We start from the raw sequence: 25842 nt of genomic DNA on the forward strand, positions 1-25842 counted from the left end.
CACCCATGGCAACGCTTGAAATCAAGGACCTGCACGTCACCGTCGAGGCCGACAACTCCACCAAGGAGATCCTCAAGGGCGTCGACCTGACCGTGAAGCAGGGCGAGACCCACGCCATCATGGGCCCGAACGGCTCCGGCAAGTCGACGCTCGCCTACTCCATCGCGGGTCACCCCAAGTACACGATCACCAAGGGCACCGTCACCCTCGACGGCGAGGACGTCCTGGAGATGTCCGTCGACGAGCGTGCCCGCGCCGGCATGTTCCTCGCCATGCAGTACCCGGTCGAGGTCCCCGGCGTCTCGGTCTCCAACTTCCTGCGCACGTCGGCGACGGCGATCCGCGGCGAGGCCCCCAAGCTGCGCACCTGGGTGAAGGAGGTCAAGTCCGCGATGGAGCAGCTCCAGATGGACCCGGCCTTCGCCGAGCGCAACGTGAACGAGGGCTTCTCCGGCGGTGAGAAGAAGCGCCACGAGATCCTCCAGATGGAGCTCCTCAAGCCGAAGATCGCGATCCTCGACGAGACGGACTCCGGCCTGGACGTCGACGCCCTGCGCCAGGTCTCGGACGGCGTCAACCGCGTCCGCGAGACCGGTGAGGTCGGCACCCTGCTGATCACGCACTACACGCGCATCCTGCGGTACATCAAGCCGGACTTCGTGCACGTCTTCGCCAACGGCCGCATCGCCGAGTCGGGCGGCGCCGAGCTCGCCGACAAGCTCGAGGCCGAGGGCTACGAGGCCTACACGAAGGGTGGCGCATCCGCGTGACACAGCTGCCGGGCCTCCTCGACACCGAGGCGATCCGCAAGGACTTCCCGATCCTGGACCGCCGGATCCACGACGGCAAGAAGCTCGTGTACCTGGACAACGCGGCGACCTCCCAGACGCCGCGCCAAGTCCTCGACGTACTGAACGAGTACTACGAGCAGCACAACGCCAACGTTCACCGCGGCGTGCACGTCCTCGCCGAGGAGGCCACGGCGCTGTACGAGGGCGCCCGTGACAAGGTCGCGGAGTTCATCAACGCGCCCAGCCGCGACGAGGTGATCTTCACCAAGAACGCCTCCGAGTCGCTCAACCTCGTGGCCAACATGCTCGGCTGGGCCGACGAGCCCTACCGCGTGGACCACGAGACCGAGATCGTCATCACGGAGATGGAGCACCACTCCAACATCGTCCCGTGGCAGCTGCTCTCGCAGCGCACCGGCGCGAAGCTGAAGTGGTTCGGCCTGACCGACGACGGCCGGCTCGACCTCTCGAACATCGACGAGGTCATCACGGAGAAGACGAAGATCGTCTCCTTCGTGCTGGTCTCCAACATCCTGGGCACGGTCAACCCGGTCGAGGCGATCGTGCGCCGCGCCCAGGAGGTCGGCGCGCTCGTCCTCGTCGACGCCTCGCAGGCCGCCCCGCACATGCCGCTGGACGTGCAGGCGCTGCAGGCCGACTTCGTGGCCTTCACCGGCCACAAGATGCTCGGCCCGACGGGCATCGGCGTGCTGTGGGGACGGCAGGAGCTGCTGGAGGACCTCCCGCCCTTCCTCGGCGGCGGCGAGATGATCGAGACGGTGTCGATGCACTCGTCGACGTACGCTCCCGCCCCGCACAAGTTCGAGGCGGGCACGCCCCCGGTCTCCCAGGCCGTGGGCCTGGGCGCGGCCGTGGACTACCTGTCGGCGATCGGCATGGACAAGATCGCCGCGCATGAGCACGCGATCACCGAGTACGCGGTCAAGCGGCTCCTGGAAGTCCCGGACCTGAAGATCATCGGTCCGTCGACGGCCGAGGACCGCGGCGCGGCGATCTCCTTCACGCTCGGCGACATCCACCCGCACGACGTGGGCCAGGTCCTCGACGAGCAGGGCATCGCGGTGCGCGTGGGCCACCACTGCGCGCGTCCCGTCTGCCTGCGCTACGGAATTCCCGCGACCACGCGAGCGTCGTTCTATCTGTACTCCACGCCCGGCGAGATCGACGCTCTCGTCGACGGCCTGGAGCACGTACGGAACTTCTTCGGCTGAGGGGCTGGCTGGGAACGTGAAGCTGGATTCGATGTACCAGGAAGTCATCCTGGACCACTACAAGCACCCCCACGGGCGTGGTCTGCGCGATGGCGACGCCGAGGTGCACCACGTCAACCCGACGTGCGGCGACGAGATCACGCTGCGCGTGAAGTACGACGGGACGACGATCGCCGACGTGTCGTACGAGGGCCAGGGCTGCTCGATCAGCCAGGCCAGCGCGTCCGTCCTGAACGACCTCCTGGTCGGCAAGGAACTGGAGCAGGCGCAGCAGATCCAGGCCACGTTCCTGGAGCTGATGCAGTCCAAGGGCAAGCTGGAGCCCGACGACGCGATGGAGGAGGTCCTGGAGGACGCCGTGGCGTTCGCCGGTGTCTCCAAGTACCCGGCGCGGGTGAAGTGTGCCCTGCTGAGCTGGATGGCGTGGAAGGACGCGACGGCTCAGGCGCTGGGCGAGAACGACGGGGCCGCTGAAAGGAAGACGGCATGAGCGAGAACGAGACCCTGACCACGAAGCCCGCTTCGGAGGAAGAGGTCCGCGAGGCGCTGTACGACGTCGTCGACCCCGAGCTGGGCATCGACGTCGTCAACCTCGGCCTCATCTACGGCATCCACATCGACGACGCCAACATCGCCACGATCGACATGACGCTGACGTCCGCGGCCTGCCCGCTGACCGACGTCATCGAGGACCAGGCGAAGTCCGCCACGGACGGCATCGTCAACGAACTCCGGATCAACTGGGTCTGGATGCCGCCGTGGGGCCCGGACAAGATCACGGACGACGGACGCGAGCAGCTGCGGGCGCTCGGGTTCAACGTCTGAGCGAGCGGTCCGACCGAGGGAAAGGCCCTCCGCACCGAAGGGTGCGGAGGGCCTTTTCCGTGTCGTGGGCCCGGTGCTACGGGACCGAGGGCTCGGGCGCCGGGGCGGACGCCTCGGTGAGGGTGTGGGCCAGGCCCTCGGTGCGGATGCGGCGGTCGACGTAGAGCAGGGCCGTCACCAGGGGGAGGAAGACCGCGGTGATCAGCTGGGTGACCAGGGTGCCGACCAGGCCGATCACGGCGTACAGGCCGGACTGGGAGCGGAGTTGGTCCAGGAAGACGGTGGAGGCCGTGGTGCCCGGCTCGACCGGGGTCGGCCGAGGGGAGCTGAGCTGCAGCGGCACCTGGAACACCATCGCCACGATCCCCACCATCACCGCGGCCAGCAGCGAGATGCCGAACGTGCGCCACCAGGCCCCGCGCACCAGCCGCGCGGAGCGGCGCAGCGCCGTCAGCGGGCCCGCCGACTCCAGGACCGCGGCCGCCGGGGCGAAGGCGAACAGGACGTACAGCCAGGCCGCCAGCGGGAGCAGGACGAGGGCGAGCAGGAAGACCAGGCCGATCGGGACCACCGACTGCCACAGGAGCAGCAGGACGAGGGAGACGAAGAACAGGGCGAACGCCGCCACGGGCAGGAGCAGGATCAGGCCGAGCAACAGGGTCACGCCGGCCACCGACGGGGTGCGGGACCAGGCCCGGCGCCAGACCGCGCGCCAGGAGGCGGGCCTGCCGAGCACCGCCTCGTGCAGGGTGGCCGCGCAGGACGCCTGGACGAACGAGTTGACGGCGAGCGTGCCGAGCAGGCCCACCAGCCAGACGGTGCCGAAGGCGATCAGGAGCGGCCTGGCGTGCTCCCAGGAGAACGCCGCCCCGTCCGCGTTCAGGGCCCGCAGATGGTCACTCGTCGCGGCGTACGCGATGCCGACGGTGGCCGCCATGACGGCGGTCAGCACGGCGTACGCGGCGAGTCCGGCGCCGAACAGCGGCCTGGCGTAGCGCCGGATCGTGGCGAAGGCGCCGCCGAAGATCTGGTCGACGCCCAGCGGGGCGAGGGGTATGACGCCCGGCTTGGGAGGGGGAGGGGGCGGCGGTCCCCAAGGGGACCAGCCGTACGGGCCGTAGGGACCGTGGGGGCCGGGGCCGTAGGGAGTGTGAGGGGCGTAGGGGCCGTAGGGGCCCTGGGGGTGCCATGGCTGCGGTCCGATGCCGCCGGGTGGGCCCGGCTGTGGCTGTGGCTGTGGCGGAGGCTGAGGTTGAGGGCCTTGGCCCGGCGGCGTGCTCTGCCCCGCACCCTGCCCCGGCGGGTCCGTCCGCGGTCCCTGCTCCGGAGGGTCGGCCTGTGGCCCGTGTGGTTCCCGCCCCGGTGTGTCCGGCATCGCTCCTGCGCTCCCCAACTGGTGTTTCCCGCGTCCCCTGTGGCCCCCCACAGCGATCGCCGATGATCGCGTCGACCCTACCCATCCGGTTTCCCCGGTTCCGGCATGGGTGCGGGCGGCGATATGTACACTCGTACGCATGGGATACGCACTGCTGGCGGGCGCCATCGCGGCGGAGGTGGCCGGCACCACCGCCATGAAGTACAGCGAGGGGTTCAGCAGGCTGTGGCCCTCGCTGATCACGGTGGCGGGGTATCTGCTCGCCTTCACGCTGCTCGCGCAGACCCTGAAGACGCTCTCCGTGGGCACGGCCTACGCGATCTGGGCGGGCATCGGCACCGCCGCCGTCGCCGCGATCGGCATGCTGTTCCTGGGCGAGTCGACCAACCTGGTCAAGGTCGCGGGCATCGCGCTGGTGATCGCGGGCGTCGTCGTGCTCAATCTGGGCGGGGCGCATTGAGGGCCCGGCGCCACGACCCCGAGCGCCGGCAGCGGATCATCGACGCGGCGATCCGGGTGGTCGGCGCGAAGGGCATCGCCGGGCTCAGCCACCGTTCCGCCGCGGCCGAGGCGGATGTGCCGCTCGGCTCGACGACGTACCACTTCAAGACCCTCGACGAGCTCCTCGTCGCCGCGCTGCGGCAGGCCAACGAGGGCTTCGCGAAGGCCATGGCGGCGAGCGGCGCGTTCGAGGACCCCGGGGCCGACCTCGCCGCGGAGCTCGCGCGGCTGCTCGGCGAGTGGTTCGCGGCGGGGCGCGCGGGGGCCGAGCTGGAGTACGAGCTCTATCTCGCCGCCGTGCGCAGGCCCGCGCTGCGGCCCGTGGCCGTCGAGTGGTGCGAGGGCGTCACCGGCCTGCTGCTGCGCGGCACCGACCCGGACACTGCCCGCGCCCTGATCGCCCTGATGGACGGCATCTGCCTCCAGGTGCTGCTCACCGGCGGCGAGTACGACGAGGCGTACGCGCGCGAGATGCTGGGCCGGATCCTGGCTTCGGGGAGTTGAGGGACGGCGGGGGCGGCGCGGCGCGTCGACCGGACCCTGAGACCGGTTCGCCCGCGCGGCGGCTGTCCGGTTAGGTTTCACCCATGACCGACACCACTGCTTCTCGCACCACCGGCGCCGTCGCCGCGGGCCTTGCCACCATCACCGCCGACGGCACCGTTCTCGACACCTGGTTCCCCGCGCCCGAACTCGTCGCCGAGGCCGGTCCGGCCGGCTCCGAGCGGCTGTCCGCCGAGCGCGCCGTCGAGCTGCTCGGCGAGGGCGCCGCGAAGGCGATCGGGACCGACGCCCGGCGCGGTGTCGAGGTCGTGGCCGTGCGTACGGTCATCGCCTCCCTCGACGACAAGCCGCTGGACGCGCACGACGTGTACCTGCGCCTGCACCTGCTCAGCCACCGCCTGGTCAAGCCGCACGGCCTGAACCTGGACGGCCAGTTCGGCTTCCTCGCCAACGTCGCCTGGACCTCGCTCGGCCCCGTCGCCGTCGACGCCGTCGAGACGGTCCGCCTGAACGCCCGCGCCGAGGGCCTGCACCTCCAGGTCACCTCCATCGACAAGTTCCCGCGCATGACGGACTACGTCGCGCCGAAGGGCGTCCGCATCGCCGACGCCGACCGCGTCCGCCTCGGCGCGCACCTGGCCGAGGGCACCACGGTCATGCACGAGGGCTTCGTGAACTTCAACGCCGGCACGCTCGGCACCTCCATGGTCGAGGGCCGCATCTCCGCGGGCGTCGTCGTCGGCGACGGCTCGGACATCGGCGGCGGCGCCTCCACCATGGGCACCCTGTCCGGCGGCGGCAACGTCCGCATCGTCATCGGCGAGCGCTGCCTGGTCGGCGCCGAGGCGGGCGTCGGCATCGCGCTCGGCGACGAGTGCGTCGTCGAGGCCGGGCTCTACGTCACGGCCGGCACCCGCGTCACGATGCCCGACGGGCAGATCGTGAAGGCCCGCGAGCTCTCCGGCGCCTCCAACATCCTCTTCCGCCGCAACTCGGTCACGGGCACAGTGGAGGCCCGCCCGAACAACGCGGTGTGGGGCGGCCTGAACGAGGTCCTGCACAGCCACAACTGAGTGGCGCGGACGAACACGTACGAACACAGGGGGAGCGACATGCGCAGAGCGGGTATCCGGGGCCTGGCCCTGGGGGCGGCGGTGGTGCTCGGGCTCGTGGCCGGGTGCGGCCAGAGCGCCGGGCAGCCGCGCGACACCGGCAAGGGGTCCGCGCCGGAGGTGAGCCGGGCCGCCCTCAAGGGGGACCACGGCTACCCGCTGCAAAAGAGCGACATCCCCTGGAGCGGCAGCCCGAGCCCGTTCAACGCGCAGGTCAAGCTCGCCGACGGGCGCCGCGTGGCCATGCACTACCTGCGGGACAAGGGGCTCTACGTCCAGGACTACAGCCCCCGCGCCAGGGGCTGGTCCAAGCCGGCCGTCGTGTACCGGACGAAGACCGACGCCTGCCAGGGCATCACGCTCAAGGCCAAGGACGGCACCGTCGCGGCCTTCGGCGACTTCGGCGTGTACTGCGCCGACGGCGAGCCGCCGACCGAGTCGGTGGCCGCGGTGGCCGTGGGCCCGCTGACGAAGTGGGACACGCACCTGACGAAGGGCTTCGACGGCTGGGAGAAGATCGTCGTCGCGCCCGGCGGCAAGAAGGTCACGTTCAGCCGCGGCGGCGACACCCTGCGCTGGACCAAGGGGACGGGCTTCCCCGCCGGGCACTGACGCGCGCCCATCGCCGAAGGAGGCGGCCACCCCGTGCGGGTGGCCGCCTCCGGTGATTTCCGGGACGCAGGCATAGCGGGGGGCGTCCGGCCCCGTCATCACACATGAGGGAGGGCAACAGGCCCACCGGGGAGCGAAGGTGACGATGAATGCCGAGGAGCAGGAGAGTTTCCGGGATTTCGTGGAGACCAGATCGTCGGCGCTGCTGAAGACCGCCGTCCTGCTCAGCGGGGGCGACCGGCACGCGGCGGAGGACCTCCTGCAGAACGCCCTCGTCAAGGCGGCGGGACGCTGGCAGCGGATCGACGAGCCGGAGGCGTACGTACGAAGGATCCTGTACCGGCAGCAGGTGAGCCGCTGGCGGCTGAAGTGGCCGCGGCGCGAACTGGCCGTCGCCGAACCGCCGGAGAACCCCGCCGCCGGGGACGGCGCGGCCGCCGCGGAGCTGCGGATCGTGATGCGCGGGGCGCTCGCCCGGCTCACCGCCCGCCAGCGCGCCGTGCTCGTGCTGCGCTACTTCGAGGACCTGCCCGAGGCGGAGGTGGCCGCGCTCCTGGGCTGCTCCGTCGGCACGGTGCGCAGCACCGCGCACCGCTCCCTGGCCCGGCTCAGGGAGCTCGCGCCCGAGCTGGCGCAGCTCGGCGGGCCCGGCTCCGGCGCACGTCCCGCGTCCCCCGACTTCTCGCCCCTGGAGGTATGACCGTGAACGTGGAAGAGCTGGTGCGCGACACGCTGCGGGAGCAGGCGGACCAGAAGGCGCCGCTGCCGGGGGACTTCGCAGGCCGGATCCTCGCCGCACGGCGCAGGCGCAGGTCCAGGACGGTCGCGGGGGCCTCGCTCGCCGCGGTGACGGCGGCCGTCGTGGCGGTCGCGGTGCCGGTGCTCGGCCAGGACTCCGCCGGCCGCGAGACCCGCCCGGCGGGCGAGTCGAGGAGCGGCGACGTCGTCGGGCACCCCGGCCAGACCCCGCCGCGCGAACTGATCGCCGCGGGGAACACGGCGCTCGCCGCGTACAGCACGAGCAAGCGCGTCGAGCAGCCCGACGGGGACCTCGTCATCACCCGCACCTACCGGCTGCTCGACCAGCGGACGGGTACCTACCGCAAGGCCGGCCGCTGGGCCTTCCTCGACGTCGCGCCCGGCATGCGCACGGCCGCCGTGCTCGAACGCGGCCTGCCCACGGACCGGATCGGCCTGCTGGACCTGCGCACCGGCAAGGTCGAGCGGTGGGTCCCGGTGGACCGCGGCGTCGCGGGCGTCGAGTTCTCGCCGGACGGCAGGAAGCTCGTCGCGACGACGTACGCGGACGACCCGGACCGGCTCGACAAGGACCGGCCCATCAACAACGGCGACCGGGAGGAACCCGGGCCCGCCGAGCCCAGCAGGACCGGCTTCTACGTCGTGGACGTGGCGTCGGGCGACGCCCGCTGGAACGAGGTGCGCACGAAGACCGACGAGTTCGGCCTCGGGACCATCAACACCCGCCAGGACTTCGCCTTCAGCCACGACGGCTCCCTGGTCTACTCGGGGCTCATGTTCGCGCCGCACGTGCAGTACTACGACCTCGACGGCCGCAAGCGGAGCATCCCGGCGAAGGAGAAGCACCTGAGCTGGATCGTCGAGGCGGGGCTCTCGCCGAGCGGGAGGCTCGCCGCGGGCGACTTCGCGGGCGGCAGGAAGACCACCGCCACCGAGGTCCTCGACCCGCTCACCGGCAAGCGCGTCGCCAAGCTGCCGGGCCAGCAGCTGCTCGCCTGGGCCGACGACCGGCGGCTCATCGCCTGGGACATCGCGCCCGGCACGAGCGAGTACCGCCAGCGGCTCGTCCTCATCACCATCGGCAGCAAGAAGACGGTCCCGCTCAGCGGCTACCGCACCCCGAAGGACGGCTCGTCGGGACGCTGGACGCCGGTCTTCGCGCGGCGCTGAGCGGCTGCACGAGCTGTGCGGGCGCCCGTCAGAGGGCCGCCCCGCACAGCTCCGCGTACGCCGCGCACAGCCCGTCGGCCGTCTCGCGGCCGGCGGGCAGCAGCGGCGCCCGCACCGGGCCCGCGGGCAGGCCGAGGGCACCGAGCAGCGCCTTCGCCGTGACCGTGCCGGGCAGGCCCGCGGCCATCATCAGCCCGATCAGCGGGGTGGCCGCCAGCTGGCCGCGCGTCGCCGCCGCCGTGTCGCCCGCGTCGAAGGCGTCGAGGACCGCGCGCAGGTGGCCGGGGATCGCGTTGGACACCGTGCTGATGTACCCCGCGCCGCCCACCGCGTACAGCGCCAGATTGAACTCGTCGCAGCCCGCGTAGTACGCCAACTCCGTGCTAGCGATGGCCTGTTGGCTGCCGAGGAGGTCGTAGGCGCAGTCCTTCACGCCGACGATCCGGGGGTGGTCCGCCAGGCGCAGGAGCGTCTCGGGGGCGATGCGGGTGCCGGTGCGGCCCGGGATGTCGTACAGCAGGACCGGGAGCCCGGAGCCGTCCGCGACCGCGCGGAAGTGCGCCTCGACGGCGTCCTGCGGCGGCTTGCTGTAGTACGGCGTGACCACCAGCAGGCCGTCCGCGCCCGCCTTCTCGGCGGCGAGGGCCAGCTCGACGGTGTGCCGCGTGTCGTTGCTGCCGACGCCCGCGACGACGGACGCGCGGTCGCCGACCGCCTCGGACACGGCCCGCACCAGCGCGGCCTTCTCGGCGTCGGTGGTGGTCGGCGACTCGCCGGTCGTGCCGGACAGGACGACGCCCTCGCAGCCGTCCGCCACCAGGTGGTCGGCCAGCCGCTGGGCGCCGTCGAGATCGAGGGTGCCGGCGTCCGTGAAGGGCGTGACCATCGCGCACAGGGCGCGGCCGAAGGGGGCGGGGGTGCGGGAGGGCGCAGAGCTCATGGGGGAAGTCTCGGCACAGAAGTGCTGAAGCTCCACTTAATTCTCCTACGAGGTAAGGATCAGCAACGCTACGAGATGGGCGGCGGGGCGCACGCGGGGCGGAGCGGGGGCGTGCGCGAGATTGGCGCGGGCACGGGTGCCGACGCGCCCCCGTATGGGCCACCATGGCAGCACAGTCGGTCCCATCAGGAGGCGCCATGAGGCTCGGCAAGGCACTCGCCACCGGTATCGCCGAAGAGCAGCCGCACCACGACGAAGAGCCGCGGGAGTACGGGACGTCCGTGCCCGAACCGGGCCCGCGGGCCCGGGAGGCGGCCGAGGGGCCCCAGCCGGTCGAGGCCGCGGCGGCCCGATGAGGCTGCGGCTCCCCGAGGAACGCCCGAAGGAGCCGCCGACCGGATACAAGATCGCCCGCCCGGTGCTGTCCCACGACGGCACCCGGGCCGGGTTCACCGGCGTCTCCCTCGGCGCGGGCCTGCCCTACGGAGTGCTCGACGAGGCGGGCTGCGTCTACGGCCGGCGGCACCGCGCCCCGCACCGGCGCTGCGACTGCGGCTTCCACTGCGTGCACGACCGCGCCAACGCCGCGGGCCTGCTGTGCACCGCCGAGCACCGCAAGGCGGCCCTGCTCGAAGTGACGGTGCTCGGCGCCTACATCCGCTTCGAGCGCGGCTTCCGGTACGCCAGGCAGCGGGTCCGCACCGCGACGGTGCCGCCCTGCGCGTGCGGCGCCGAGGCCTCGCTGCTCGCCGACGCCGGCTGGGGCCGGCCGGGGTGGCGGATCCTGGAGGCGGCGTGCGGGCGGTGCCGGGGTGCCCGGGTGGCCGTCGCCGTCGCGGAGTTCGAGCGGCTCGCGGGGGAGGGACTGCGGGTGGTGGTGACGCCGGCCGTGGCCCCGGCGGGCCCGCCGGGGCTCGGGACGCCCGAGCTGATGGCCGAGGCCGCACTGCTCCAGGCACGGCTCGACTGGTTCCAGGCCGAGCTGGGCCGCATCAGCGAGGACCCGCGGGACTGAGCCCCGCCGGGCCGGTGCCCGGCGGGGCGTCTGGCATGATCGGTGCGGGCGCCGACAGGCCGGACGGACACAGAGGCTTGAGGCTCGATGAACAACAGCACCACCGACATGAACAGCAACGGCACCGAGCGGCGCGTCGCCCTCGTGACGGGGTCCTCCTCCGGGATCGGCGCCGCCGTCGCCCGGCGCCTGGCCGCCGCGGGCGTCCGCGTCGTCGTCAACTCCGCCCGCTCGGTGGAGGCGGGCGAGCAGCTCGCGGCCGAACTCCCCGACGCCGTCTACGTCCAGGGCAGCGTCGCCGACCAGGCGGACGCCGAGCGGCTCGTGCGGACCGCCGTCGACACGTACGGCCGCCTGGACATCCTGGTCAACTGCGCCGGTGCCACCCGGTTCATCGACCACGACGACTTCGCCGCCGCGAGCCCCGAGGTGTGGCGGGAGCTCTACGACATCAACGTCATCGGCGTCTGGCAGACCGTCACCGCGGCCGTCCCGCACCTGCGGGCGAGCGGCGGGGGCAGCGTCGTGAACATCTCCTCCCAGGCGGGCGTGCGCCCCGGCGGCAGCTCGATCCCCTACGCGGTCAGCAAGGCCGCCGTGAACCACCTGACCAAGCTGCTCGCCAAGACGCTCGGCCCGGAGGTGCGGGTCAACGCGGTCGCGCCCGGCATGATCGACACCCCGTGGTTCGACGGGGTCGAGGGCATCGAGGCGTCCATGGAGGCGGTGGCCGAACGGCTGCCGCTGGGCCGGGTCGGCCGCCCCGAGGACATCGCGGAGGCGGTGGTCGACCTGACCAACTCCTCGTACATCACCGGGGAGGTGCTTCTCGTGGACGGCGGCGGCCACCTGCTGTGAGGGCGGCGCCGCCCGGGGCCGTGGCCCCGCGTTGACGGGGCCCGGGGCCCGGAGCAAGCTCAGCCCATGACCACGACGCGACAGCACCCCTACACGCGCTACGTCGCGATCGGGGACAGCCAGACCGAGGGGATCGGGGACGGCGACGAGGAGCGCGGCTACCGCGGCTGGGCCGACCGGCTCGCCGAGCTCCTCGCCGCCGGGCGCCCGGACCTCACGTACGCCAACCTCGCCGTGCGCGGCCGCCGGACCGCGCGGATCAAGGCGGAGCAGCTGGGCCCCGCCCTGGCCCTGAAGCCGGACCTCGTGACGGTCATGGCGGGCATGAACGACCTGGTGCGGCCGGGGTTCGACGCCGCGCGGGTGGCCGCCGACGTCGAGGAGATGTTCACCGAGCTGACCGGGGCGGGCGCGCGCGTGGCCACCGTGACCTTCCCCGACCTCGGGCGGATCTCCCCGCTCGCGCGGCGCGCACTGCCCCGCGTCCTGGACCTGAACGCCCGCATCCGCGCGGCCGCGGACCGGCACGGCGTGGTCGTGTTCGACACCTTCCCGCACCGCATCACCACCGATCCGCGGCTGTGGAGCGCGGACCGCATGCACGCGAGCCCGCTGGGGCACGCCCGGATCGCCGCGGGGATGGCGGACGCGCTCGGCCTCGCCGGGCACGAGCACTGGCTCAGCCCGCTGCCGCCGACGGCCCCGGTCTCCGTGCTGGGCGCCGCGGTGGCGGAGGCGCGCTGGTACGCGGGGTTCCTGGGGCCGTGGGCCTGGCGGCGGGTGCGGGGGCGCTCCTCGGGCGACGGGCGGCAGGCCAAGCGCCCCGCGCTCACCGCGGTGACCGTGCCGGACGCCGGACGGGCCTGACCGGACCGGGGAACGGGCGCGGCCCGCACCCGCGAACGGGCTTGACCTGAACCTTGGTTGACGTCGGACCGTGGTGCACACGGAGCCGGTGCACCGCCGGTGTCCGACCCCGACCGAGAGGGACGGCACAGCCATGTCCGCCGAGATCACGACCGTGAGCACCGCGACCCTTCCCGACCCGGCCGACAACGCGGGCGGCCTCACCTTCATCAGCACCTGGAGCACCGGCTCGCCCACGCGTCAGCGGGCCACGGTGGACGCCATCGCGGGGGCCTGGCGCACCCGCCCCTGGCCGCACGAGGGGCTGCTCTCCTACACGGTGTACGCGGGCTCCGACGGCTCGACGCTCCTGCACCACTCGCACTGGCGGGACGAGGCGGCCTACGAGGACTTCTTCGCGAGCCGCGGCAACGGCAGGGACGCGCGCAACACGGAGATCGACGCGGCCGTGCCCGGCATCGAGCGTCTCGGCCTCGACAAGACGCGGCTGTACCGCAGCTGGACCGGCGGGCGGGGCCGCGAAGCGCGCGAGCCCGGTGCGATCGTGATCGTGCAGGTCGCATTCGAGGGGCCGGACGCCGAGAGGCAGCGCGCCTGGGTGGACGCGGTCGTCGACGCCCTGGACGGCGACTCGGCCGGCACCGGCGACACCGGCGGCACCGGCGGTTCCGGCGGGAAGAGCGGGCTGCTCGCCGCGCACTTCCACGTCAGCACGGACGGCACCCGCGTCGTCAACTACGCGGAGTGGGAGTCCGAGCAGGCCCACATCGACGCGCTCGGCGCGGTCGGTGCGGGAGCGGGTGCGCCGAGCCCGCTGTGGCAGCGGGTATGGGCGTTCCCCGGCGTCCTGAGCGACGGCACGGTGGCCCGGTACCGGTTCGCCTACCGCTGCGTACCGAGCCCGGCGTAGATTCCCGGCGCCCCGCCCCCGAGGGCACCCGCCGCCCTGGACAGCAATAGTTGTCGGCGGGACCGTGGAGCCATGCTGGACGTCTCCGTGATCGAGGACCCGGCGGTCGCCGCCGTGTCGCTCGATCCCACGCGCGCCCGGCTCCTGGCCGAGCTGGTGGCGGGTCCCGCGTCGGCCGCGATGCTGGCGGGCCGGGTGGGCCTGCCCCGGCAGAAGGTGAACTACCACCTCAGAACGCTGGAGCGGCACGGTCTGGTGGAGCTCGCCGGGGAGCGCAGGCGGGGCCAGGTGACCGAGCGGGTGATGCGGGCGGTCGCGGCGTCGTACGTGATCTCGCCGGCGGCCCTGGCCGCCGTGCAGCCCGACCCCGGGCGGGCCAGGGACCCGTGGTCGGCCCCCTGGCTGCTCGCGGTGGCGGCGCGGCTGGTGCGGGACGTGGGGACGCTGGTCGGCGAGGCGCCGCGGGCCCGGCGCCGCCTCGGCACGTTCGCGCTGGACGGCGAGGTGCGGTTCGCCTCTGCCGCGGACCGCGCGGCGTTCGTCCGGGAGCTGGCCGAGGCGGTCGGCGGCCTGGTCCGCAGGTACGGGGCCGCCGGGGGCGAGGCCGGCCGGACCCACCGCCTGGTGATGGCCGTGCATCCGTCCCTCGTCACCACGTCCAGGGGGTAGGGGATCGGCATGAGCGGTGCGAGCGGGGGCGGCGGGGCCGCGGGTGGCGGCAAGCAGTTCGAGATCGCCAGGGAGTTCGAGATCGCGGGGTCGCCGGCCCAGCTGTGGGCCGCGCTCACCACCGGCACCGGCGGCTGGCTGTGGCCGATGCACTACGAACCGCGCGAGGGCGGCGCCGCCCCCTTCGGCGGCACCGTCACCCGCTGGGAGCCGCCCCACCGCCTCACCGCCCGCGTCGAGGACCCGGACGGGAGGGCCGGCCAGACCCTCGACCAGCTCGACCACACCATCGAGCCCCGCGACGGCGGCCGCCGCTCCTGGCTGCGCTACGTCCACAGCGGCGTCTTCACCGGCGACTGGGACACGCAGTACGACGGCGCCGTCAAGCACACCGACTTCCAGCTGCACACCCTGCGCCAGTACATGGCGTACTTCGCGGGCCGTCCCGTAGCCTTCAGCGCCCTGAGCGGACCGCCCGCCGCCATCGCCCCGGACGCCTTCGTCGTGCTCGCCCGCGCGCTCGGCCTGCCCGACGACGCGACCGAGGGCGCCCGCGTCCGCGTGGACGCCCCCGGCGCGGAACTCGACGCGGTGATCGACTTCCGCAGCCGGTACTTCATCGGCCTGCGCACGGACGACGCCCTGCACCGCCTCTTCGGCCGCAACCACTTCGGTGCCCCCGTGGGCGTCAGCGTCCACGACTTCGGCGCGCACGCGGACGCCAAGGGCACCGAACTGGCCTGGCACGACTGGCTGGACCGCCTCTACGGCTGAGGCGGCCCGGCGAGTCCGCGCGGACTACGGACGGAAGCGCAGCACCTGCGGGTCGTGGTCGCTGTTCTGCTCCGCGAACTCCGCGTTGATGTGCACGCTGTCGTACGAGAACCCGCTGCCCACCCCGGGGCTGGTCAGGATCTGGTCCAGGACCTGCGCGTTGCCCTGGTACACGTACGAGTAACGCTCGCTCCTGGGCAGCGACTTGACGGCCGAGCGCAGCGCGCCGCCGTCCTCCAGGGCCTTGGTGGCCGCCGAGAACTCGAAGTCGTTGATGTCGCCGAGGACGACGACGTCGGCGTTCTTCTCCGCCGTGCGGATGTCCTTCACGAAGCCGTTCACGGCCTTCGCCTGGAGCAGCCGCTTGGCCTCGGAGGAGCGCACCGGCGGCTGGTGGTGCGAGGTCAGGCCCTCGTCGCCGCCCTTGGAGCCGAAGTGGTTGGCGATCACGAAGACCGTGCGGCCGCGGAAGACGAACTCGCCCGCCAGCGGCTTGCGGCTGTCCGCCCACGCCGCGTTCGCCGGGTCGACGCGCCCGGGGGAGTGGCTCAGCGCGGCCCGCTTGCCCTGGCGCACGACCTCGGTGGGCGTCGTCGCGTCGCCGGGCGCGCGGTCGGTGAAGGAGACCCGCTCGGGGTTGAAGAGGAAGACCTGGCGGATGTTGCCGCCGGGCTCGCCGCCGTCCTTGTTGTTCTCCGGGTCGACGGAGCGCCACTCGTAGCGCGGACCGCCCGCCGCGACGATCGCGTCCGTGAACTTCTTCAGGGTCTGCCCGGCGGACACCGTGCCGTCGTTCTTCGCGCCGTTGTCGTCCTGGATCTCCTCCAGGGCGAGGATGTCGGGCGAGGAGAGGTTCGCGACGACGGCCCCGGCGAGCGCGTCGAACTTCTGCTGCGGGTCGGTCGGGTCGAGGTTCTCCACGTTGTACGTGGCCACGGCGAGCTCGCCCTTGGCCTGCCGCGGCGTCTTCTCGCGCGCCAGGCCCCGGTCGGCGACGGTCCCGAGCTCGCGCGCCACCAGGGTGTAGCCGCCGAACTGGTTGAAGTCCAGGGGGCCCTCGGCGCCGCCCGTGAGCACGTCGCCGACGTTCGCCTTGGGGAACGGCCGCTCCGAGACGGGGGCGAGCTGCTGGATCTGGAGCCGGCCGCCGTTCTGCGCGTCGTAGGAGCCGTAGACGGTGCCACCGCGCCGGTTGCGGTTCTCGTGGGGCTTCACCGTCACCCACAGCTCGTTGTACGCGTCGGTCGCGCCGACCACGCGCGAGCTGCCGACCTTCACGTTCATGCCTTCCAGGGACTCGTAGCGGTCCAGGGCGTACGAACGGGGCTTGAGCGGCAGCGTGTTGACGCTGTTGCCCTGCGCGGGGTCACCGGCCGGCGCGTACGCGGCGGGCAGCGACTTCGCGTCGATCGTGACCGCCTTCGGCAGCGGGTTGCCGGACGACTCCACCGTCACCGTCGGCCTGGTGATCTGCGTCAGGGACTGGTTGCCGGAGTTCGCGCCCCCGGGGACGTACTCGCCGACGGTCCCGGAGACCCGTACGGCGTCGCCCGCCTTCACGGTGAGCGGTCCCGAGCCGGTGAAGACGAAGACCGCCTCGCTGGTGGCCGGGTCCGCGTCGGCCGTGCCGTCGGCGGACTGGATCCAGAAGCCCTTGGAGCCGTAGCCGCGGACACCGGTCACGACGCCGGCGACGTCGGTGACCTGCTGTCCCGCCAGCGGCGAGAGGCGGGTGGTGCCCTGGATGTCGTGGATGGCGACCGCGTCGGCCGAGGCGGTGGACGCGCCGGCCGTCAGCAGCCCGGCGGCGAGGGCGGTGGCGACGACGGCGCCGACGGCGGCCGATCTCGGGACACGGTGCGTCGATATGTGCGGCATCGGGGAACTCCGGATGAGGGTGAGTGAAGAACGAAGCGGCGGTGCGGGCCCGGACACGGGCTCTACGCGCGTCAATCTCTTGCGTGGCCAGGGGAGTTGTCAAGGTTCCCCGGGTGTTCCCGCGCTGTACGTTTCCTGACAGGGACATGAACCGGGCGGCATGGTGCCAAATCCGTCTAGGCTTGCGCCTTGCCGACCCTTCCCCAAGTTCTCGGCCCCGCTCGTCGAGCAGGGGAGGCCCCCACCCCTCGGAGGAGAACCAGCCGATGTCCGTAAGTCCCGCCACCCTGCCGCCGGTGCTGCTGCACCCCGAAGCGGAGCTCGCGCGGGCCGCGCTCGCCACGCCGCTGCTCTCCCGCGCCGTGCGGCTCGCCCGCTGGGCGGGGCCCGAGACCCGGGTCGGCGCGGGCGGCGAGCTCGTCGACGCCCAGCTCCCGGCGGCCGCCGCCGAGCTCGGCCTCGCCGCGGACGACCCGGACGCGGCGGCGTACGCGAGCGAGGCCTGGCGGGTCGCCGTGGACACCGGCCTCGTCGAGGTCACGGACGCCGAGGAGGAGGGCGGCGAGGGCACCGTCACCCAGGGCGAGGACCTGGCGCTGCTCTCCGAGGGCGGCCCGCAGGACGTCCTCGGCATCTGGCTGGGCGCCCTGGACACCGTGTACGCGGACGCCACGGTGCCGGACATGGAGGACCTCCTCGACGTCCTGGAGGAGAACGGCGAGGTCGACTTCGGGGAGCTCGGCTGGGACCCGCAGGCCGAGGCGGACTTCCTCGACGGCGTCCTCGGCAATCTCTACCTGCTCACCGTGGGCGACGCCGCGGCCGGCGAGGGCCCGGTGCCGCTGCCCGCGCTCGCCGCCTCGATGATCGTCCCCGACGACATGGCCGAGCCCACCGACGACATCCTGGAGCAGGTGTCGGACGCGATGATGAAGCTCGACGACCAGTTCCGGCTCTTCGAGCCCCTCGGTCTCGTCGAGTACAAGCCCGTCGACGAGGCGCTCATGGCCGACATCGACGACGAGAGCGCCGAGGAGCCCGCCCCGGTCGACGACGAGGACGTCAGCCGCTACGGCATGGTGCGGCTCACCCCGCTCGGCCTGTACGGCGTGCGCGCCCGCATGCTGGAGGCCGGCGTCGACGCGCCCGCCGTCGGCGACCTCGCGGACAAGGGCGCGGACGTGCTGCTCGACGGCACCTCGGGCTTCCCGCAGGCCGCCGCGCAGGCGGAGATCGAGCAGTGGCTCGCCCGGCACGAACCGCTGGACGCCGCGCAGGAGCTGCTGGCCGCGGCGCGCGGCGGCGACGAGGGCGCGCCGCTGCGCAGGCTCCGCTGCCAGCAGGCGCTCTCCCTGGTCGGCGACGAGGCGGAGCCGGCGCTGCGCGGTGTGCTCGACGACCCCGAGCTCGGGGGTCTGGCCCGGGTGTGGCTCGCCGAGCACGGCGCCGCGGACGTGCCCGCGCCCTCCGAGGCGCTCGTCTTCTGGCTGACCATCGACACGATCGCCGCGCAGCTCGCCGCCGAGGGCAACTCGGAGGAGCTGGAGGGCCTGGTCGAGGGCCTCGCGCAGCAGCACAGCGGGTTCTTCGCCACGGCGTGGCGGGTCGAGCACCCCGCCACGGCCGACGTCCTGGAGGCGATGGGCCGCCTGCACCCCGACAAGAGGGTCGCGAAGGAGGCCCGCAAGGCCGCCTTCAAGGCGCGGTCGCAGCAGGGGCTTTAGGACGAGGCCGGAGGGCGCTCGACGGCACCCCGGGTGGGCCCTGGACCTCCAGGCCCACCCGGGATGCGTTCACCGTGCCGCCGGAGGCGTCAGCACTCGTACCGGGTCGTATGTTTGAACGAGGACGTCGCCCCGTCGAACCCGTACGTGCCGCGGTACGCCGGAGGGTTCTGGAACTCGCCCACGATCGTGATCGTGTTCGCGCACGAACCCTGCCCGGAGCGCTTCGCGTCGAGGCGGATCGTCTCGCCGATCGTGCCGCCCGTGATGTCCCACGGCGCCCCGCAGATGCCGGACGTGATCTGACCGCCGGTCACCACGTGCGGATAGGTGTTGGGGTTGTACTTCACCTCGATGGCGAACGTGACCTGACCGTTGTGGAGCGTCAGCTTGCAGTCCGTCGACAGGGCCTCGGCCGAGACCTCCTCGACCTGCGAGGCGAACGCCTCGTCACGGGTCTTGACCTCGGCGCCCTGCGGGTTGTGGAAGCGGTGCTCCGCCCGCGTCTGGCCCTTCTGCTTACGTGCCTGCGTGGTCATGGGAAACCCTCCTTCCGTCCTGACCGTCAGGCCAGCAGCTCGGCGATCTCCACGCGCAGCAGCGCGCGGACGTTCTCGATGTGGTTGAGCACGGTCACGGTGGTGGACCCGGCGAAGAGCAGGCCGAGCGCCACGTTGTCCTGCGAGGTGACCAGCGAGCCGGAGTCGCCGCCCGCCGAGATGTTCGTCGTCAGGATCTGGTCCTTGAAGCGGGCCGTGCCCGCGGTGCCGTAGTTGACGTCGATCGTCGCGTCGACCGAGACGATCCGGCCGAAGCTGACGTTCGTCGTCCGGCCGCTCTTCTTCACCAGGTCGCCGACGGCCACATTGGCCTTGCGCCGCCAGGCGCGCGGCGCGCCGCTGAAGTACTGCTCGCGGGTCGCGTCCTGGAAGTCCACCGTGCCGAGCGCCGCGTCCACGACGTTGTTGTGCCGCTCCAGCGGGATCTGCGGGGCGAACTGGATGGTGATGAAGCGCTCCAGCGTCGCGATGCGGTCCGCCGGGTCCGTGCCGCCGTCGAAGACGCCCGGCTGCACGATCGCGCTGCCCAGCTGCGCCCGGTTGGAGTCGGCGAGCACGTGGTTGTTGGAGAGGATGTAGAACTTCGCCGGGACGCCGAGACCGGCGCCGGGCGGGTCGACGGAGGCGCCGGGCAGGAAGTCGTAGACCACGCTGCCGAGCGTGCCCGCGGTCACCCGGACGTTGCCGACCGAGAAGCCGGAGGGGCACGGGCGCATCCGGCGCTTGAGCAGCTGCGGCTCGAACGCGCCGAGCCCGGCGAGCTCCTCCAGCTGCGGCTGGCCGAGGCCCGAGAGCTGCTCGCTGATGCTGCCGTCGGGGTCGTACGTCGCCGAGGAGCGCTCCTCGGCGCGGGAGCCCGGCCTGCTCTGCCGGCGCTGCGCGGCGATGTGGCCCACCGCGACGATGTCGGTCGGGGTGCCGTCGTCCATCTGGCGCGGGACGACGTCCCGCTCCGGGAGCATGGACTCCGGGACCTTCTGGGTGACGAACACCAGCACGGCGGGTTCGCCGGTGGGCTGTCCGTCGGACCATTTCACGCCGTGGCCGAAGCCGACGACGTTGGCGAGCGGCTGCTGGGGCCGCAGGAAGTCGGAGAGCGCCTGCTGGCGGGAGCTGTCGCTCAGCTGACCGCCAGTGGGTCCTCGCATCAGTTCGGGCTGGCTCACCACGCCAGACCACCTCTTCCCCTGTGAAGGGTGGGAGTTCCGGGCCGTGCCCTGGGCGTCGTGCCCGCTACGTCCCGCCGTCCTGCGCGTCGACTTCGCCGATGGCGAGTACGCGTACGGGGACGCCCTCAAGCGTGTCCGGAACCACGTCTTCGTCGCGGAGGCGGTCACGGGGCACCCGGTGGGTGACAAAGACGACGATCACGTCCTGACCCGAGTGCTCGTCCCTTCCGGTGCCGACTCCGGTGACATTGGCCAGCTTCATCAGCCGGCTCTCATGGAGGCTGCGTGCCTGCTGTGCGTCCACTCGGCTCGCCTCCCCGTGCGGGTGGTGCAGCTCTGCACGTCAGTGATGTCTATTGCGGTGTGCATCGCGGGTCAAGGTGTTCTGCGTTGATTCTTCGCTTTACTGGCGATCCGCTCCTGTTGACCTTGTTTACGAAGTCTCTTCCGACCAGTCGACCGGGGGCCGCCGCGCGGGTGGGTTCACGGAAGCGGGCCCCTCGGCGTCGTGCGGTGTTCAACCGCCGTTTATGCGCGAGCGGGACGGTGGCGCCGACAGGAACCCGGCCCACCCCCCCGTCCTCGCGCCTCAGGAGAAACCATGTCGCTCACCCGCAGGGACTTCGCCAGACGCTCCGCGCTCACCGGGGCGGGGGTCGCCCTGGCCGGCAGTGTCGGCGCGCTCGCCACCGCCCCCGGCGCCCTCGCCGCGACCGACGTCGAGGCCGCGGACGACGCCGAGGGCCTCGGCCACGGACACCACGGCCCCGGCTACGGCCCGCTGGTCCCCGACCCCGACGGCCTGCTCGCGCTGCCCGCCGGCTTCTCGTACCGCGTCCTGACGCACAGCGGGAAGACCACGCTGGAGAGCGGTGAGCCCACCCCCTCGAACCACGACGGCACCGCCACCTTCGCCGGCCCGCGCGGTACCACCCTCCTCGTCAACAACCACGAGCTGAGCGGCCCCCGGAGCAAGTGGGAGCACCCCGTCCCGCTCACCGAGGGCCTCGTCTACGACCCCGCGGCGTCCGGCGGCTGCACCGTCGTCGAGGTCCGCCGCGACGGGCGGGTCGCCGAGTGGGTCGGCATCGCGGGCACCGCCACCAACTGCGCGGGCGGCAGCACCCCGTGGGGCACCTGGCTCACCTGCGAGGAGACCGAGGACAAGGCCGGCCAGAACGGCATGACCAAGGACCACGGCTACGTCTTCGAGGTCGACCCCCTCGACCGGCGCGCCAACCGCGACCCCAAGCCGATCAAGGCGCTGGGCCGCTACGCCCACGAGGCCGTCGTCGTCGACCCCGGACGCGGCCACCTCTACCTCACCGAGGACGCCTCGAAGCCCAACGGCCTCCTCTACCGCTGGACCCCGCCGCAGGGCTTCACGCACGGCCGGGGCAGGCTGCGCGCCCTCGCCGACGACGCGGGCGTCCTGAAGGCGCCCAAGTGCTACGACTCCGGCGGCCGGTTCGTCGACGACCTCTCCCGCGCCACGAAGATCGGCACGGTCTACGGCGTGGACTGGGTCGAGGTCCCCGACCGCGACGCGCGCACCGTGCCCGTGCGCGAGCAGTTCGACGACGGCGACATCACCCGAGCCCGCAAGCTCGAAGGCATGTGGTGGGGCGACGGCGGCGCCTACATCGTCTCCTCCTTCGCGCGTGCGGAGAGCCCCGTCCCGCACGACGGGCAGGTGTGGTTCTACCACCCGGGCCGCCGCACCCTGACCCTGAAGGTGCTGCTCGGCGTCAACCCCGACCCGGGCAAGGACGGCGCCTTCGACGGCCCCGACAACATCACCGTCTCCCCGTACGGCGGCCTGGTCATCGCGGAGGACGGCAGCGGCGTCCAGCACCTGTTCGGGGCGACCGAGCGCGGCCGCACGTACCCGATCGCGCGCAACGAACTGAACATCGGCACCGCGGACGAGCCGGAGTACAGCGAGTTCACCGGCGTCACCTTCTCGCCCGACGGCCGGACGCTGTACGCCAACATCCAGACGCCCGGCATCATGCTGGCCATCACCGGGCCGTGGAAGCGGCAGCGATAGGCGCGCGGCCGGGGGGCGCGGAAAACCTTTGGCGTCCCCGGAGTTCACTCTCTTAGAGTTGGCGTCGTCGTCCTCCACTGAGGAACGGCACAACTTCATGCAGTATCTGCACCTCCCGGTGCGCCCGGCAGCGGCTACTTCCTTTCAAGAAATCACGCCGCAGCCACCCTTGAACTCGGGAGGGCGAGCAGCTGGTGTGCCCGGTGCGCAGGCAGCGGTTACTTCCTATGGATCAGATGGTTGCGGGTTCGAATCCCGTCATCGACTTCGGGTCGGTGTAGCTCAATCCGGTAGAGCATCCGACACAAGTCCGCAGCCGACCTCAGAACTCGGGCACACCTGCCGCATGCCTCCCCCGCACGAAATGCACGACGAATTCGGGGGAATTCTCATGGCACGCTTCAACACCAAGTCCGTCACGGCGCGCGTGACGTCGCCGGTGAAGTCCACCGGCCGCACCACGCGCACGCACCAGGGCGGCACGGGCCACCTGCGCGACCCGCGCTCCGAGCTCTTCCTGCTCGCCGTGGCCAACTTCGTCTCCCAGGAGACCTTCCACGAGACCGGCGACCGCCGCGACGACCGCTTCGCCACGCTCGTGCGCCGCCTCGCCGTCGAGGACCCGGCGTGGACCGCGGGCCTGCTCGGCTGGCTGCGCGGCGACGGCAACATGCGCACGGCCTCCCTCGTCGGCGCCGCCGAGTACGTCAAGGCGCGCCTGGACGCACAGGCCACCGACGGCCCCTCCAACCGCCGGGTCGTGGCCTCCGTGCTGCGCCGCCCGGACGAGCCCGGCGAGTTCCTCGGCTACTGGACGCAGACGTACGGCCGCAACCTCCCCAAGCCCGTCAAGCGCGGCGTCGCCGACGCCGTGCGCCGCCTCTTCGACGAGAAGGCGCTCCTGAAGTACGACACGGCCTCCAAGGGCTACCGCTTCGGCGACATCCTCAACCTCGTGCACGCGGCGCCCGCCCCGGACAAGCCCCGGCAGGGCGGCCTCTTCCAGTACGCGCTCGACCGGCGGCACCACCCGGAGACGGCCCAGGTGCCCGCGGGAGCGCGTGTGCTGGCCGCGCACCGCGCGCTGATGGAGCTGCCCGTCGCCGAGCGGCGCGCCGTGGTCACCGGCGAGGGCGGTGCCGAGCGGCTCGCCGCCGCGGGCATCACCTGGGAGGCGCTGGCCGGCTGGCTCCAGGGCCCCATGGACAAGGCGGCCTGGGAGGCCGTGATCCCGTCCATGGGCGCGATGGCGCTGGTCCGCAATCTGCGCAACTTCGACGAGGCGGGTGTCTCGGACGAGGTCGCGGCGGGGGTCGCGGCGAAGCTCGCCGACCCCGAAGTCGTCGCGAGGTCGCGGCAGTTCCCCTTCCGCTACCTCGCCGCGTTCCAGCACGCGCCGTCGCTGCGCTGGTCGTACCCGCTGGAGCGGGCGCTCGGCCACTCGCTGGCGAACGTGCCGTCGCTGCCGGGCCGGACGCTGATCCTGGTCGACCGCTCCGGTTCGATGTGGTCTCCGCTGTCGGACCGCTCGCAGCTCAACCGCGCCGACGCGGCGGCGATCTTCGGCACGGCGCTCGCGATGCGGGCCGCCGACGCGGACCTCGTCCAGTTCGGCTCCAGCAGCGCGCGGGTGAAGTACCGCGCGGGGGAGTCCGTCCTGAAGGTCCTCGACCGCTTCGGCGACCTCGGCGGCACCAACACCACCGAGGCGGTGCGCCGGTTCTACAAGAAGCACGACCGGGTGCTGATCGTCACCGACGAGCAGGCCGCGTACAGCTACCACGGCGACCCGACCGAACAGGTCCCGGCGGACGTCCCCGTCTACACCTGGAACCTCGCTGGGTACCGCGCGGGTCACGCGGCCTCCGGCCAGGACAACCGCCACGTGTTCGGCGGTCTGTCGGACGCGGCGTTCCGCATGGTGCAGCTGATCGAGTCGGGCCGGTCCGCCGACTGGCCCTGGGCGGCCTGAGCCGCCGGGCCGTCCCCGGGCGGCCCGGCGCGGGTCTTGTCCCTCCCGGAGCCGGGATCTAACGTCACGATCCCCGACTCCGGGAGGTTCCGTGCCCGCGCCCCTCGACGCCCCCGCGCCCCTCGACACCTTCGAGCGCTACCCGCTCCTCTTCGGCCCCTCGCCCGTCCACCCCCTGGAGCGCCTCACGCACCACCTGGGCGGCGCCACGCTCTGGGCCAAGCGGGAGGACTGCAACTCCGGGATCGCGTACGGCGGGAACAAGACCCGCAAGCTGGAGTACCTCGTCGCCGACGCCCTCGCGCAGGGCTGCGACACACTCGTGTCGATCGGCGGCGTGCAGTCCAACCACACCCGCCAGGTCGCCGCGGTGGCCGCCCGCGCGGGACTCAAGTGCGTCCTGGTGCAGGAGAGTTGGGTCGAGTGGCCCGACTCCGTGTACGACAAGGTCGGCAACATCCTGATCAGCCGCCTCGCCGGTGCCGATGTGCGCCTGGTGCGGGCCGGGTTCGGGATCGGCGTCAAGGAGAGCTGGGAACGGGCGGTCCGTGAGGTCGAGGAGGCGGGCGGGCGGCCGTACGCGATCCCCGCGGGCTGCTCCGAACACCGCCTCGGCGGGCTCGGCTTCGCCAACTGGGCCTACGAGCTGGCCGAGCAGGAGCGTCAGCTGGACGTCTTCTTCGACACGATCGTGGTGTGCTCGGTGACCGGGTCCACCCAGGCGGGCATGGTCGCCGGCTTCGCCGCGCTCGCCGAGGAGGGCGCGAGGCCCCGCCGCGTCCTCGGCATCGACGCCTCCGCGGCGCCGGACCGCACCCGTGAGCAGATCACCCGGATCGCCCGCTCCACGGCCGGTCTCATCGGCGTACAGCACGAGCTCGGGGCGGCGGACGTCGAGCTGGACGAGCGGTACCACGCGGGGACGTACGGCGTGCCCGACGAGGAGACGCTCGCCGCGATGCGCCTCGCCGCCCGCACCGAGGGCATGATCACGGACCCCGTGTACGAGGGGAAGTCGATGGCGGGGATGGTCGGCCTGGTGGCCGGGGGAGAGATACCGCGCGACGCGACCGTGCTCTACGTCCACCTCGGCGGGCAGCCCGCCCTGAATGCCTACAGTGCGCTGTTCTGAGGTTGCGGAGGGCGCTCTTTCGAGTTGTTTGTGTGTCTGTTCCATACCGATGTGAGGGCGGTGTGAGTACAGAGCATGGTGGAGCGGCCTTTACGGGGACCATACTGCGGTCATGACGAGGCCCTCCGGCTCGCGCCGCCACCTGCCGAACAGTCCCTTCAACCGGCCTGCCCCACCCGCACCACCCGTCGAGCACTTCGAGGTCGGCGACCGGGTCTCCCACGACCAGTACGGACTCGGAAGAATCGTCGGAGTCGAGGGCGAGGACGCGGTGGTCATCGACTTCGCGGGCCGCCAGGGGCGGTTCCTGAGCCCGTACCCGAAGCTGGCCAAACTCTGACCCCAGGACCCGACAGCAGCACCCGACACACGTGAGGGGCGGGGGGGGGGCGGGCGGGGGGGGGGGCCCCCCCCCCCCCCACGCCCCCCCCCCCACTGGGCGC

At 72.6% G+C, this 25842-nt stretch carries 28 protein-coding genes; 22 read left to right on the forward strand and 6 right to left on the reverse strand.

What is annotated here, in order from left to right:
* The first annotated feature begins 5 nt into the window (after nt 1–5).
* From sufC to AB0L89_RS25590, 4 genes are read left to right on the forward strand one after another with little or no spacing between them, the layout of a single operon-like run.
* The gene (sufC, locus tag AB0L89_RS25575; protein WP_365145094.1) at nt 6–770 is read left to right on the forward strand and encodes a Fe-S cluster assembly ATPase SufC; all 765 of its coding nucleotides are present in this window, start codon (nt 6–8) and stop codon (nt 768–770) included.
* On the forward strand, nt 767–2023 hold the full coding sequence (locus AB0L89_RS25580) for a cysteine desulfurase (protein WP_365145097.1): 1257 nt from the start codon (nt 767–769) through the stop codon (nt 2021–2023). The genes sufC and AB0L89_RS25580 overlap by 4 nt, the downstream gene beginning before the upstream one ends.
* Nucleotides 2024–2039: 16 nt before the next feature.
* Nucleotides 2040–2513 (forward strand): Fe-S cluster assembly sulfur transfer protein SufU, encoded by a 474-nt coding sequence (gene sufU, locus AB0L89_RS25585; protein WP_365145100.1) that lies wholly within the window; start codon nt 2040–2042, stop codon nt 2511–2513.
* Nucleotides 2510–2848, forward strand: coding sequence for a metal-sulfur cluster assembly factor (locus tag AB0L89_RS25590; protein ID WP_355790821.1), 339 nt, complete (start codon nt 2510–2512; stop codon nt 2846–2848). The genes sufU and AB0L89_RS25590 overlap by 4 nt, the downstream gene beginning before the upstream one ends.
* Nucleotides 2849–2924: 76 nt before the next feature.
* Here the strand turns inward: AB0L89_RS25590 and AB0L89_RS25595 are convergent, their stop codons facing one another.
* Nucleotides 2925–4223, reverse strand: a complete 1299-nt coding sequence (locus AB0L89_RS25595) for a hypothetical protein (RefSeq protein WP_365145103.1) — start codon at nt 4221–4223, stop codon at nt 2925–2927.
* 139 nt (nt 4224–4362) lie between these two features.
* On the opposite strand from AB0L89_RS25595, the gene AB0L89_RS25600 reads away from it, so the two are divergent.
* The 6 genes from AB0L89_RS25600 to AB0L89_RS25625 all read left to right on the forward strand — a co-directional run bounded on the left by AB0L89_RS25600 (nt 4363) and on the right by AB0L89_RS25625 (nt 8881).
* Nucleotides 4363–4683, forward strand: a complete 321-nt coding sequence (locus AB0L89_RS25600; RefSeq protein ID WP_365145106.1) for a multidrug efflux SMR transporter — start codon at nt 4363–4365, stop codon at nt 4681–4683.
* The gene (locus AB0L89_RS25605; protein WP_365145109.1) at nt 4680–5228 is read left to right on the forward strand and encodes a TetR family transcriptional regulator; all 549 of its coding nucleotides are present in this window, start codon (nt 4680–4682) and stop codon (nt 5226–5228) included. Before AB0L89_RS25600 ends, AB0L89_RS25605 begins: the two co-directional genes overlap by 4 nt.
* Before the next feature lie 83 nt (nt 5229–5311).
* Nucleotides 5312–6301 (forward strand): 2,3,4,5-tetrahydropyridine-2,6-dicarboxylate N-succinyltransferase, encoded by a 990-nt coding sequence (gene dapD / locus AB0L89_RS25610; RefSeq protein WP_365145112.1) that lies wholly within the window; start codon nt 5312–5314, stop codon nt 6299–6301.
* A gap of 39 nt (nt 6302–6340) precedes the next feature.
* Nucleotides 6341–6952: a hypothetical protein gene (locus tag AB0L89_RS25615; protein ID WP_365145115.1), complete on the forward strand. Its 612-nt coding sequence runs from the start codon at nt 6341–6343 to the stop codon at nt 6950–6952.
* Nucleotides 6953–7097: 145 nt separating this feature from the next.
* Nucleotides 7098–7652, forward strand: a complete 555-nt coding sequence (locus tag AB0L89_RS25620; RefSeq protein WP_365145228.1) for a SigE family RNA polymerase sigma factor — start codon at nt 7098–7100, stop codon at nt 7650–7652.
* Nucleotides 7653–7654: 2 nt separating this feature from the next.
* Nucleotides 7655–8881, forward strand: coding sequence for a WD40 repeat domain-containing protein (locus AB0L89_RS25625; RefSeq protein ID WP_365145231.1), 1227 nt, complete (start codon nt 7655–7657; stop codon nt 8879–8881).
* Between the two features lie 28 nt (nt 8882–8909).
* On the opposite strand, the gene dapA is transcribed toward AB0L89_RS25625, so the two are convergent.
* Nucleotides 8910–9821, reverse strand: coding sequence for a 4-hydroxy-tetrahydrodipicolinate synthase (gene dapA / locus AB0L89_RS25630; protein WP_365145118.1), 912 nt, complete (start codon nt 9819–9821; stop codon nt 8910–8912).
* Between the two features lie 197 nt (nt 9822–10018).
* Here dapA and AB0L89_RS25635 point away from each other — a divergent pair, with 197 nt between their 5' ends.
* The 7 genes from AB0L89_RS25635 (at nt 10019) to AB0L89_RS25665 (ending at nt 14914) form a co-directional block, all read left to right on the forward strand.
* Complete coding sequence (locus AB0L89_RS25635; protein WP_365145121.1) at nt 10019–10177, forward strand: hypothetical protein; 159 nt, start codon at nt 10019–10021, stop codon at nt 10175–10177.
* Complete coding sequence (locus AB0L89_RS25640) at nt 10174–10836, forward strand: hypothetical protein (RefSeq protein WP_365145124.1); 663 nt, start codon at nt 10174–10176, stop codon at nt 10834–10836. Before AB0L89_RS25635 ends, AB0L89_RS25640 begins: the two co-directional genes overlap by 4 nt.
* Nucleotides 10837–10923: 87 nt before the next feature.
* On the forward strand, nt 10924–11694 hold the full coding sequence (locus AB0L89_RS25645) for a glucose 1-dehydrogenase (protein ID WP_365145127.1): 771 nt from the start codon (nt 10924–10926) through the stop codon (nt 11692–11694).
* A 66-nt stretch (nt 11695–11760) separates the two neighbouring features.
* Nucleotides 11761–12561, forward strand: coding sequence for an SGNH/GDSL hydrolase family protein (locus tag AB0L89_RS25650; protein ID WP_365145130.1), 801 nt, complete (start codon nt 11761–11763; stop codon nt 12559–12561).
* Nucleotides 12562–12694: 133 nt separating this feature from the next.
* Nucleotides 12695–13471 carry an antibiotic biosynthesis monooxygenase gene (locus AB0L89_RS25655; protein WP_365145133.1) on the forward strand — a complete coding sequence of 259 codons (777 nt, stop codon included), beginning with the start codon at nt 12695–12697 and terminating at the stop codon, nt 13469–13471.
* A 72-nt stretch (nt 13472–13543) separates the two neighbouring features.
* Entirely contained in the window at nt 13544–14140 is a 597-nt protein-coding gene (locus tag AB0L89_RS25660; protein WP_365145136.1) for a helix-turn-helix domain-containing protein, read from the forward strand.
* Between the two features lie 9 nt (nt 14141–14149).
* The gene (locus tag AB0L89_RS25665) at nt 14150–14914 is read left to right on the forward strand and encodes an SRPBCC domain-containing protein (protein WP_365145139.1); all 765 of its coding nucleotides are present in this window, start codon (nt 14150–14152) and stop codon (nt 14912–14914) included.
* Between the two features lie 24 nt (nt 14915–14938).
* Here the strand turns inward: AB0L89_RS25665 and AB0L89_RS25670 are convergent, their stop codons facing one another.
* On the reverse strand, nt 14939–16792 hold the full coding sequence (locus AB0L89_RS25670; protein ID WP_365145142.1) for an endonuclease/exonuclease/phosphatase family protein: 1854 nt from the start codon (nt 16790–16792) through the stop codon (nt 14939–14941).
* Between the two features lie 266 nt (nt 16793–17058).
* Between AB0L89_RS25670 and AB0L89_RS25675 the strand changes: the two genes are divergently transcribed.
* Nucleotides 17059–18516 carry a hypothetical protein gene (locus tag AB0L89_RS25675; protein WP_365145145.1) on the forward strand — a complete coding sequence of 486 codons (1458 nt, stop codon included), beginning with the start codon at nt 17059–17061 and terminating at the stop codon, nt 18514–18516.
* An 89-nt stretch (nt 18517–18605) separates the two neighbouring features.
* On the opposite strand, the gene AB0L89_RS25680 is transcribed toward AB0L89_RS25675, so the two are convergent.
* The 3 genes from AB0L89_RS25680 to AB0L89_RS25690 form a co-directional block, all read right to left on the reverse strand.
* Nucleotides 18606–19055, reverse strand: coding sequence for a hypothetical protein (locus AB0L89_RS25680; protein ID WP_365145148.1), 450 nt, complete (start codon nt 19053–19055; stop codon nt 18606–18608).
* 26 nt (nt 19056–19081) lie between these two features.
* Entirely contained in the window at nt 19082–20224 is a 1143-nt protein-coding gene (locus tag AB0L89_RS25685) for a hypothetical protein (RefSeq protein ID WP_365145151.1), read from the reverse strand.
* Between the two features lie 85 nt (nt 20225–20309).
* Nucleotides 20310–20549: a hypothetical protein gene (locus AB0L89_RS25690; RefSeq protein ID WP_365145154.1), complete on the reverse strand. Its 240-nt coding sequence runs from the start codon at nt 20547–20549 to the stop codon at nt 20310–20312.
* Between the two features lie 297 nt (nt 20550–20846).
* On the opposite strand from AB0L89_RS25690, the gene AB0L89_RS25695 reads away from it, so the two are divergent.
* The 4 genes from AB0L89_RS25695 (at nt 20847) to AB0L89_RS25710 (ending at nt 25739) form a co-directional block, all read left to right on the forward strand.
* Nucleotides 20847–22295: an alkaline phosphatase PhoX gene (locus tag AB0L89_RS25695; RefSeq protein ID WP_365145157.1), complete on the forward strand. Its 1449-nt coding sequence runs from the start codon at nt 20847–20849 to the stop codon at nt 22293–22295.
* Between the two features lie 391 nt (nt 22296–22686).
* Nucleotides 22687–24267: a TROVE domain-containing protein gene (locus AB0L89_RS25700; RefSeq protein ID WP_365145160.1), complete on the forward strand. Its 1581-nt coding sequence runs from the start codon at nt 22687–22689 to the stop codon at nt 24265–24267.
* A gap of 91 nt (nt 24268–24358) precedes the next feature.
* Complete coding sequence (locus AB0L89_RS25705) at nt 24359–25399, forward strand: 1-aminocyclopropane-1-carboxylate deaminase (RefSeq protein ID WP_365145163.1); 1041 nt, start codon at nt 24359–24361, stop codon at nt 25397–25399.
* A 112-nt stretch (nt 25400–25511) separates the two neighbouring features.
* Nucleotides 25512–25739 carry a CarD family transcriptional regulator gene (locus tag AB0L89_RS25710; protein WP_055700382.1) on the forward strand — a complete coding sequence of 76 codons (228 nt, stop codon included), beginning with the start codon at nt 25512–25514 and terminating at the stop codon, nt 25737–25739.
* Nucleotides 25740–25842: the final 103 nt, after the last annotated feature.

It is taken from the genome of Streptomyces sp. NPDC052114 (assembly GCF_040680155.1).
GTDB lineage: Bacteria > Actinomycetota > Actinomycetes > Streptomycetales > Streptomycetaceae > Streptomyces.

Bases quoted from the DNA above. Each gene is read 5' to 3' on its own strand.
- sufC (WP_365145094.1), top strand. From the start codon at position 6: ATGGCAACGCTTGAAATCAAGGACCTGCACGTCACCGTCGAGGCCGAC.
- AB0L89_RS25590 (WP_355790821.1), top strand. From the start codon at position 2,510: ATGAGCGAGAACGAGACCCTGACCACGAAGCCCGCTTCGGAGGAAGAG.
- AB0L89_RS25595 (WP_365145103.1), bottom strand. From the start codon at position 4,223: ATGCCGGACACACCGGGGCGGGAACCACACGGGCCACAGGCCGACCCT.
- AB0L89_RS25600 (WP_365145106.1), top strand. From the start codon at position 4,363: ATGGGATACGCACTGCTGGCGGGCGCCATCGCGGCGGAGGTGGCCGGC.
- dapD (WP_365145112.1), top strand. From the start codon at position 5,312: ATGACCGACACCACTGCTTCTCGCACCACCGGCGCCGTCGCCGCGGGC.
- AB0L89_RS25615 (WP_365145115.1), top strand. From the start codon at position 6,341: ATGCGCAGAGCGGGTATCCGGGGCCTGGCCCTGGGGGCGGCGGTGGTG.
- AB0L89_RS25620 (WP_365145228.1), top strand. From the start codon at position 7,098: ATGAATGCCGAGGAGCAGGAGAGTTTCCGGGATTTCGTGGAGACCAGA.
- dapA (WP_365145118.1), bottom strand. From the start codon at position 9,821: ATGAGCTCTGCGCCCTCCCGCACCCCCGCCCCCTTCGGCCGCGCCCTG.
- AB0L89_RS25635 (WP_365145121.1), top strand. From the start codon at position 10,019: ATGAGGCTCGGCAAGGCACTCGCCACCGGTATCGCCGAAGAGCAGCCG.
- AB0L89_RS25640 (WP_365145124.1), top strand. From the start codon at position 10,174: ATGAGGCTGCGGCTCCCCGAGGAACGCCCGAAGGAGCCGCCGACCGGA.
- AB0L89_RS25645 (WP_365145127.1), top strand. From the start codon at position 10,924: ATGAACAACAGCACCACCGACATGAACAGCAACGGCACCGAGCGGCGC.
- AB0L89_RS25650 (WP_365145130.1), top strand. From the start codon at position 11,761: ATGACCACGACGCGACAGCACCCCTACACGCGCTACGTCGCGATCGGG.
- AB0L89_RS25655 (WP_365145133.1), top strand. From the start codon at position 12,695: ATGTCCGCCGAGATCACGACCGTGAGCACCGCGACCCTTCCCGACCCG.
- AB0L89_RS25660 (WP_365145136.1), top strand. From the start codon at position 13,544: ATGCTGGACGTCTCCGTGATCGAGGACCCGGCGGTCGCCGCCGTGTCG.
- AB0L89_RS25665 (WP_365145139.1), top strand. From the start codon at position 14,150: ATGAGCGGTGCGAGCGGGGGCGGCGGGGCCGCGGGTGGCGGCAAGCAG.
- AB0L89_RS25670 (WP_365145142.1), bottom strand. From the start codon at position 16,792: ATGCCGCACATATCGACGCACCGTGTCCCGAGATCGGCCGCCGTCGGC.
- AB0L89_RS25675 (WP_365145145.1), top strand. From the start codon at position 17,059: ATGTCCGTAAGTCCCGCCACCCTGCCGCCGGTGCTGCTGCACCCCGAA.
- AB0L89_RS25680 (WP_365145148.1), bottom strand. From the start codon at position 19,055: ATGACCACGCAGGCACGTAAGCAGAAGGGCCAGACGCGGGCGGAGCAC.
- AB0L89_RS25685 (WP_365145151.1), bottom strand. From the start codon at position 20,224: ATGCGAGGACCCACTGGCGGTCAGCTGAGCGACAGCTCCCGCCAGCAG.
- AB0L89_RS25695 (WP_365145157.1), top strand. From the start codon at position 20,847: ATGTCGCTCACCCGCAGGGACTTCGCCAGACGCTCCGCGCTCACCGGG.
- AB0L89_RS25700 (WP_365145160.1), top strand. From the start codon at position 22,687: ATGGCACGCTTCAACACCAAGTCCGTCACGGCGCGCGTGACGTCGCCG.
- AB0L89_RS25710 (WP_055700382.1), top strand. From the start codon at position 25,512: ATGACGAGGCCCTCCGGCTCGCGCCGCCACCTGCCGAACAGTCCCTTC.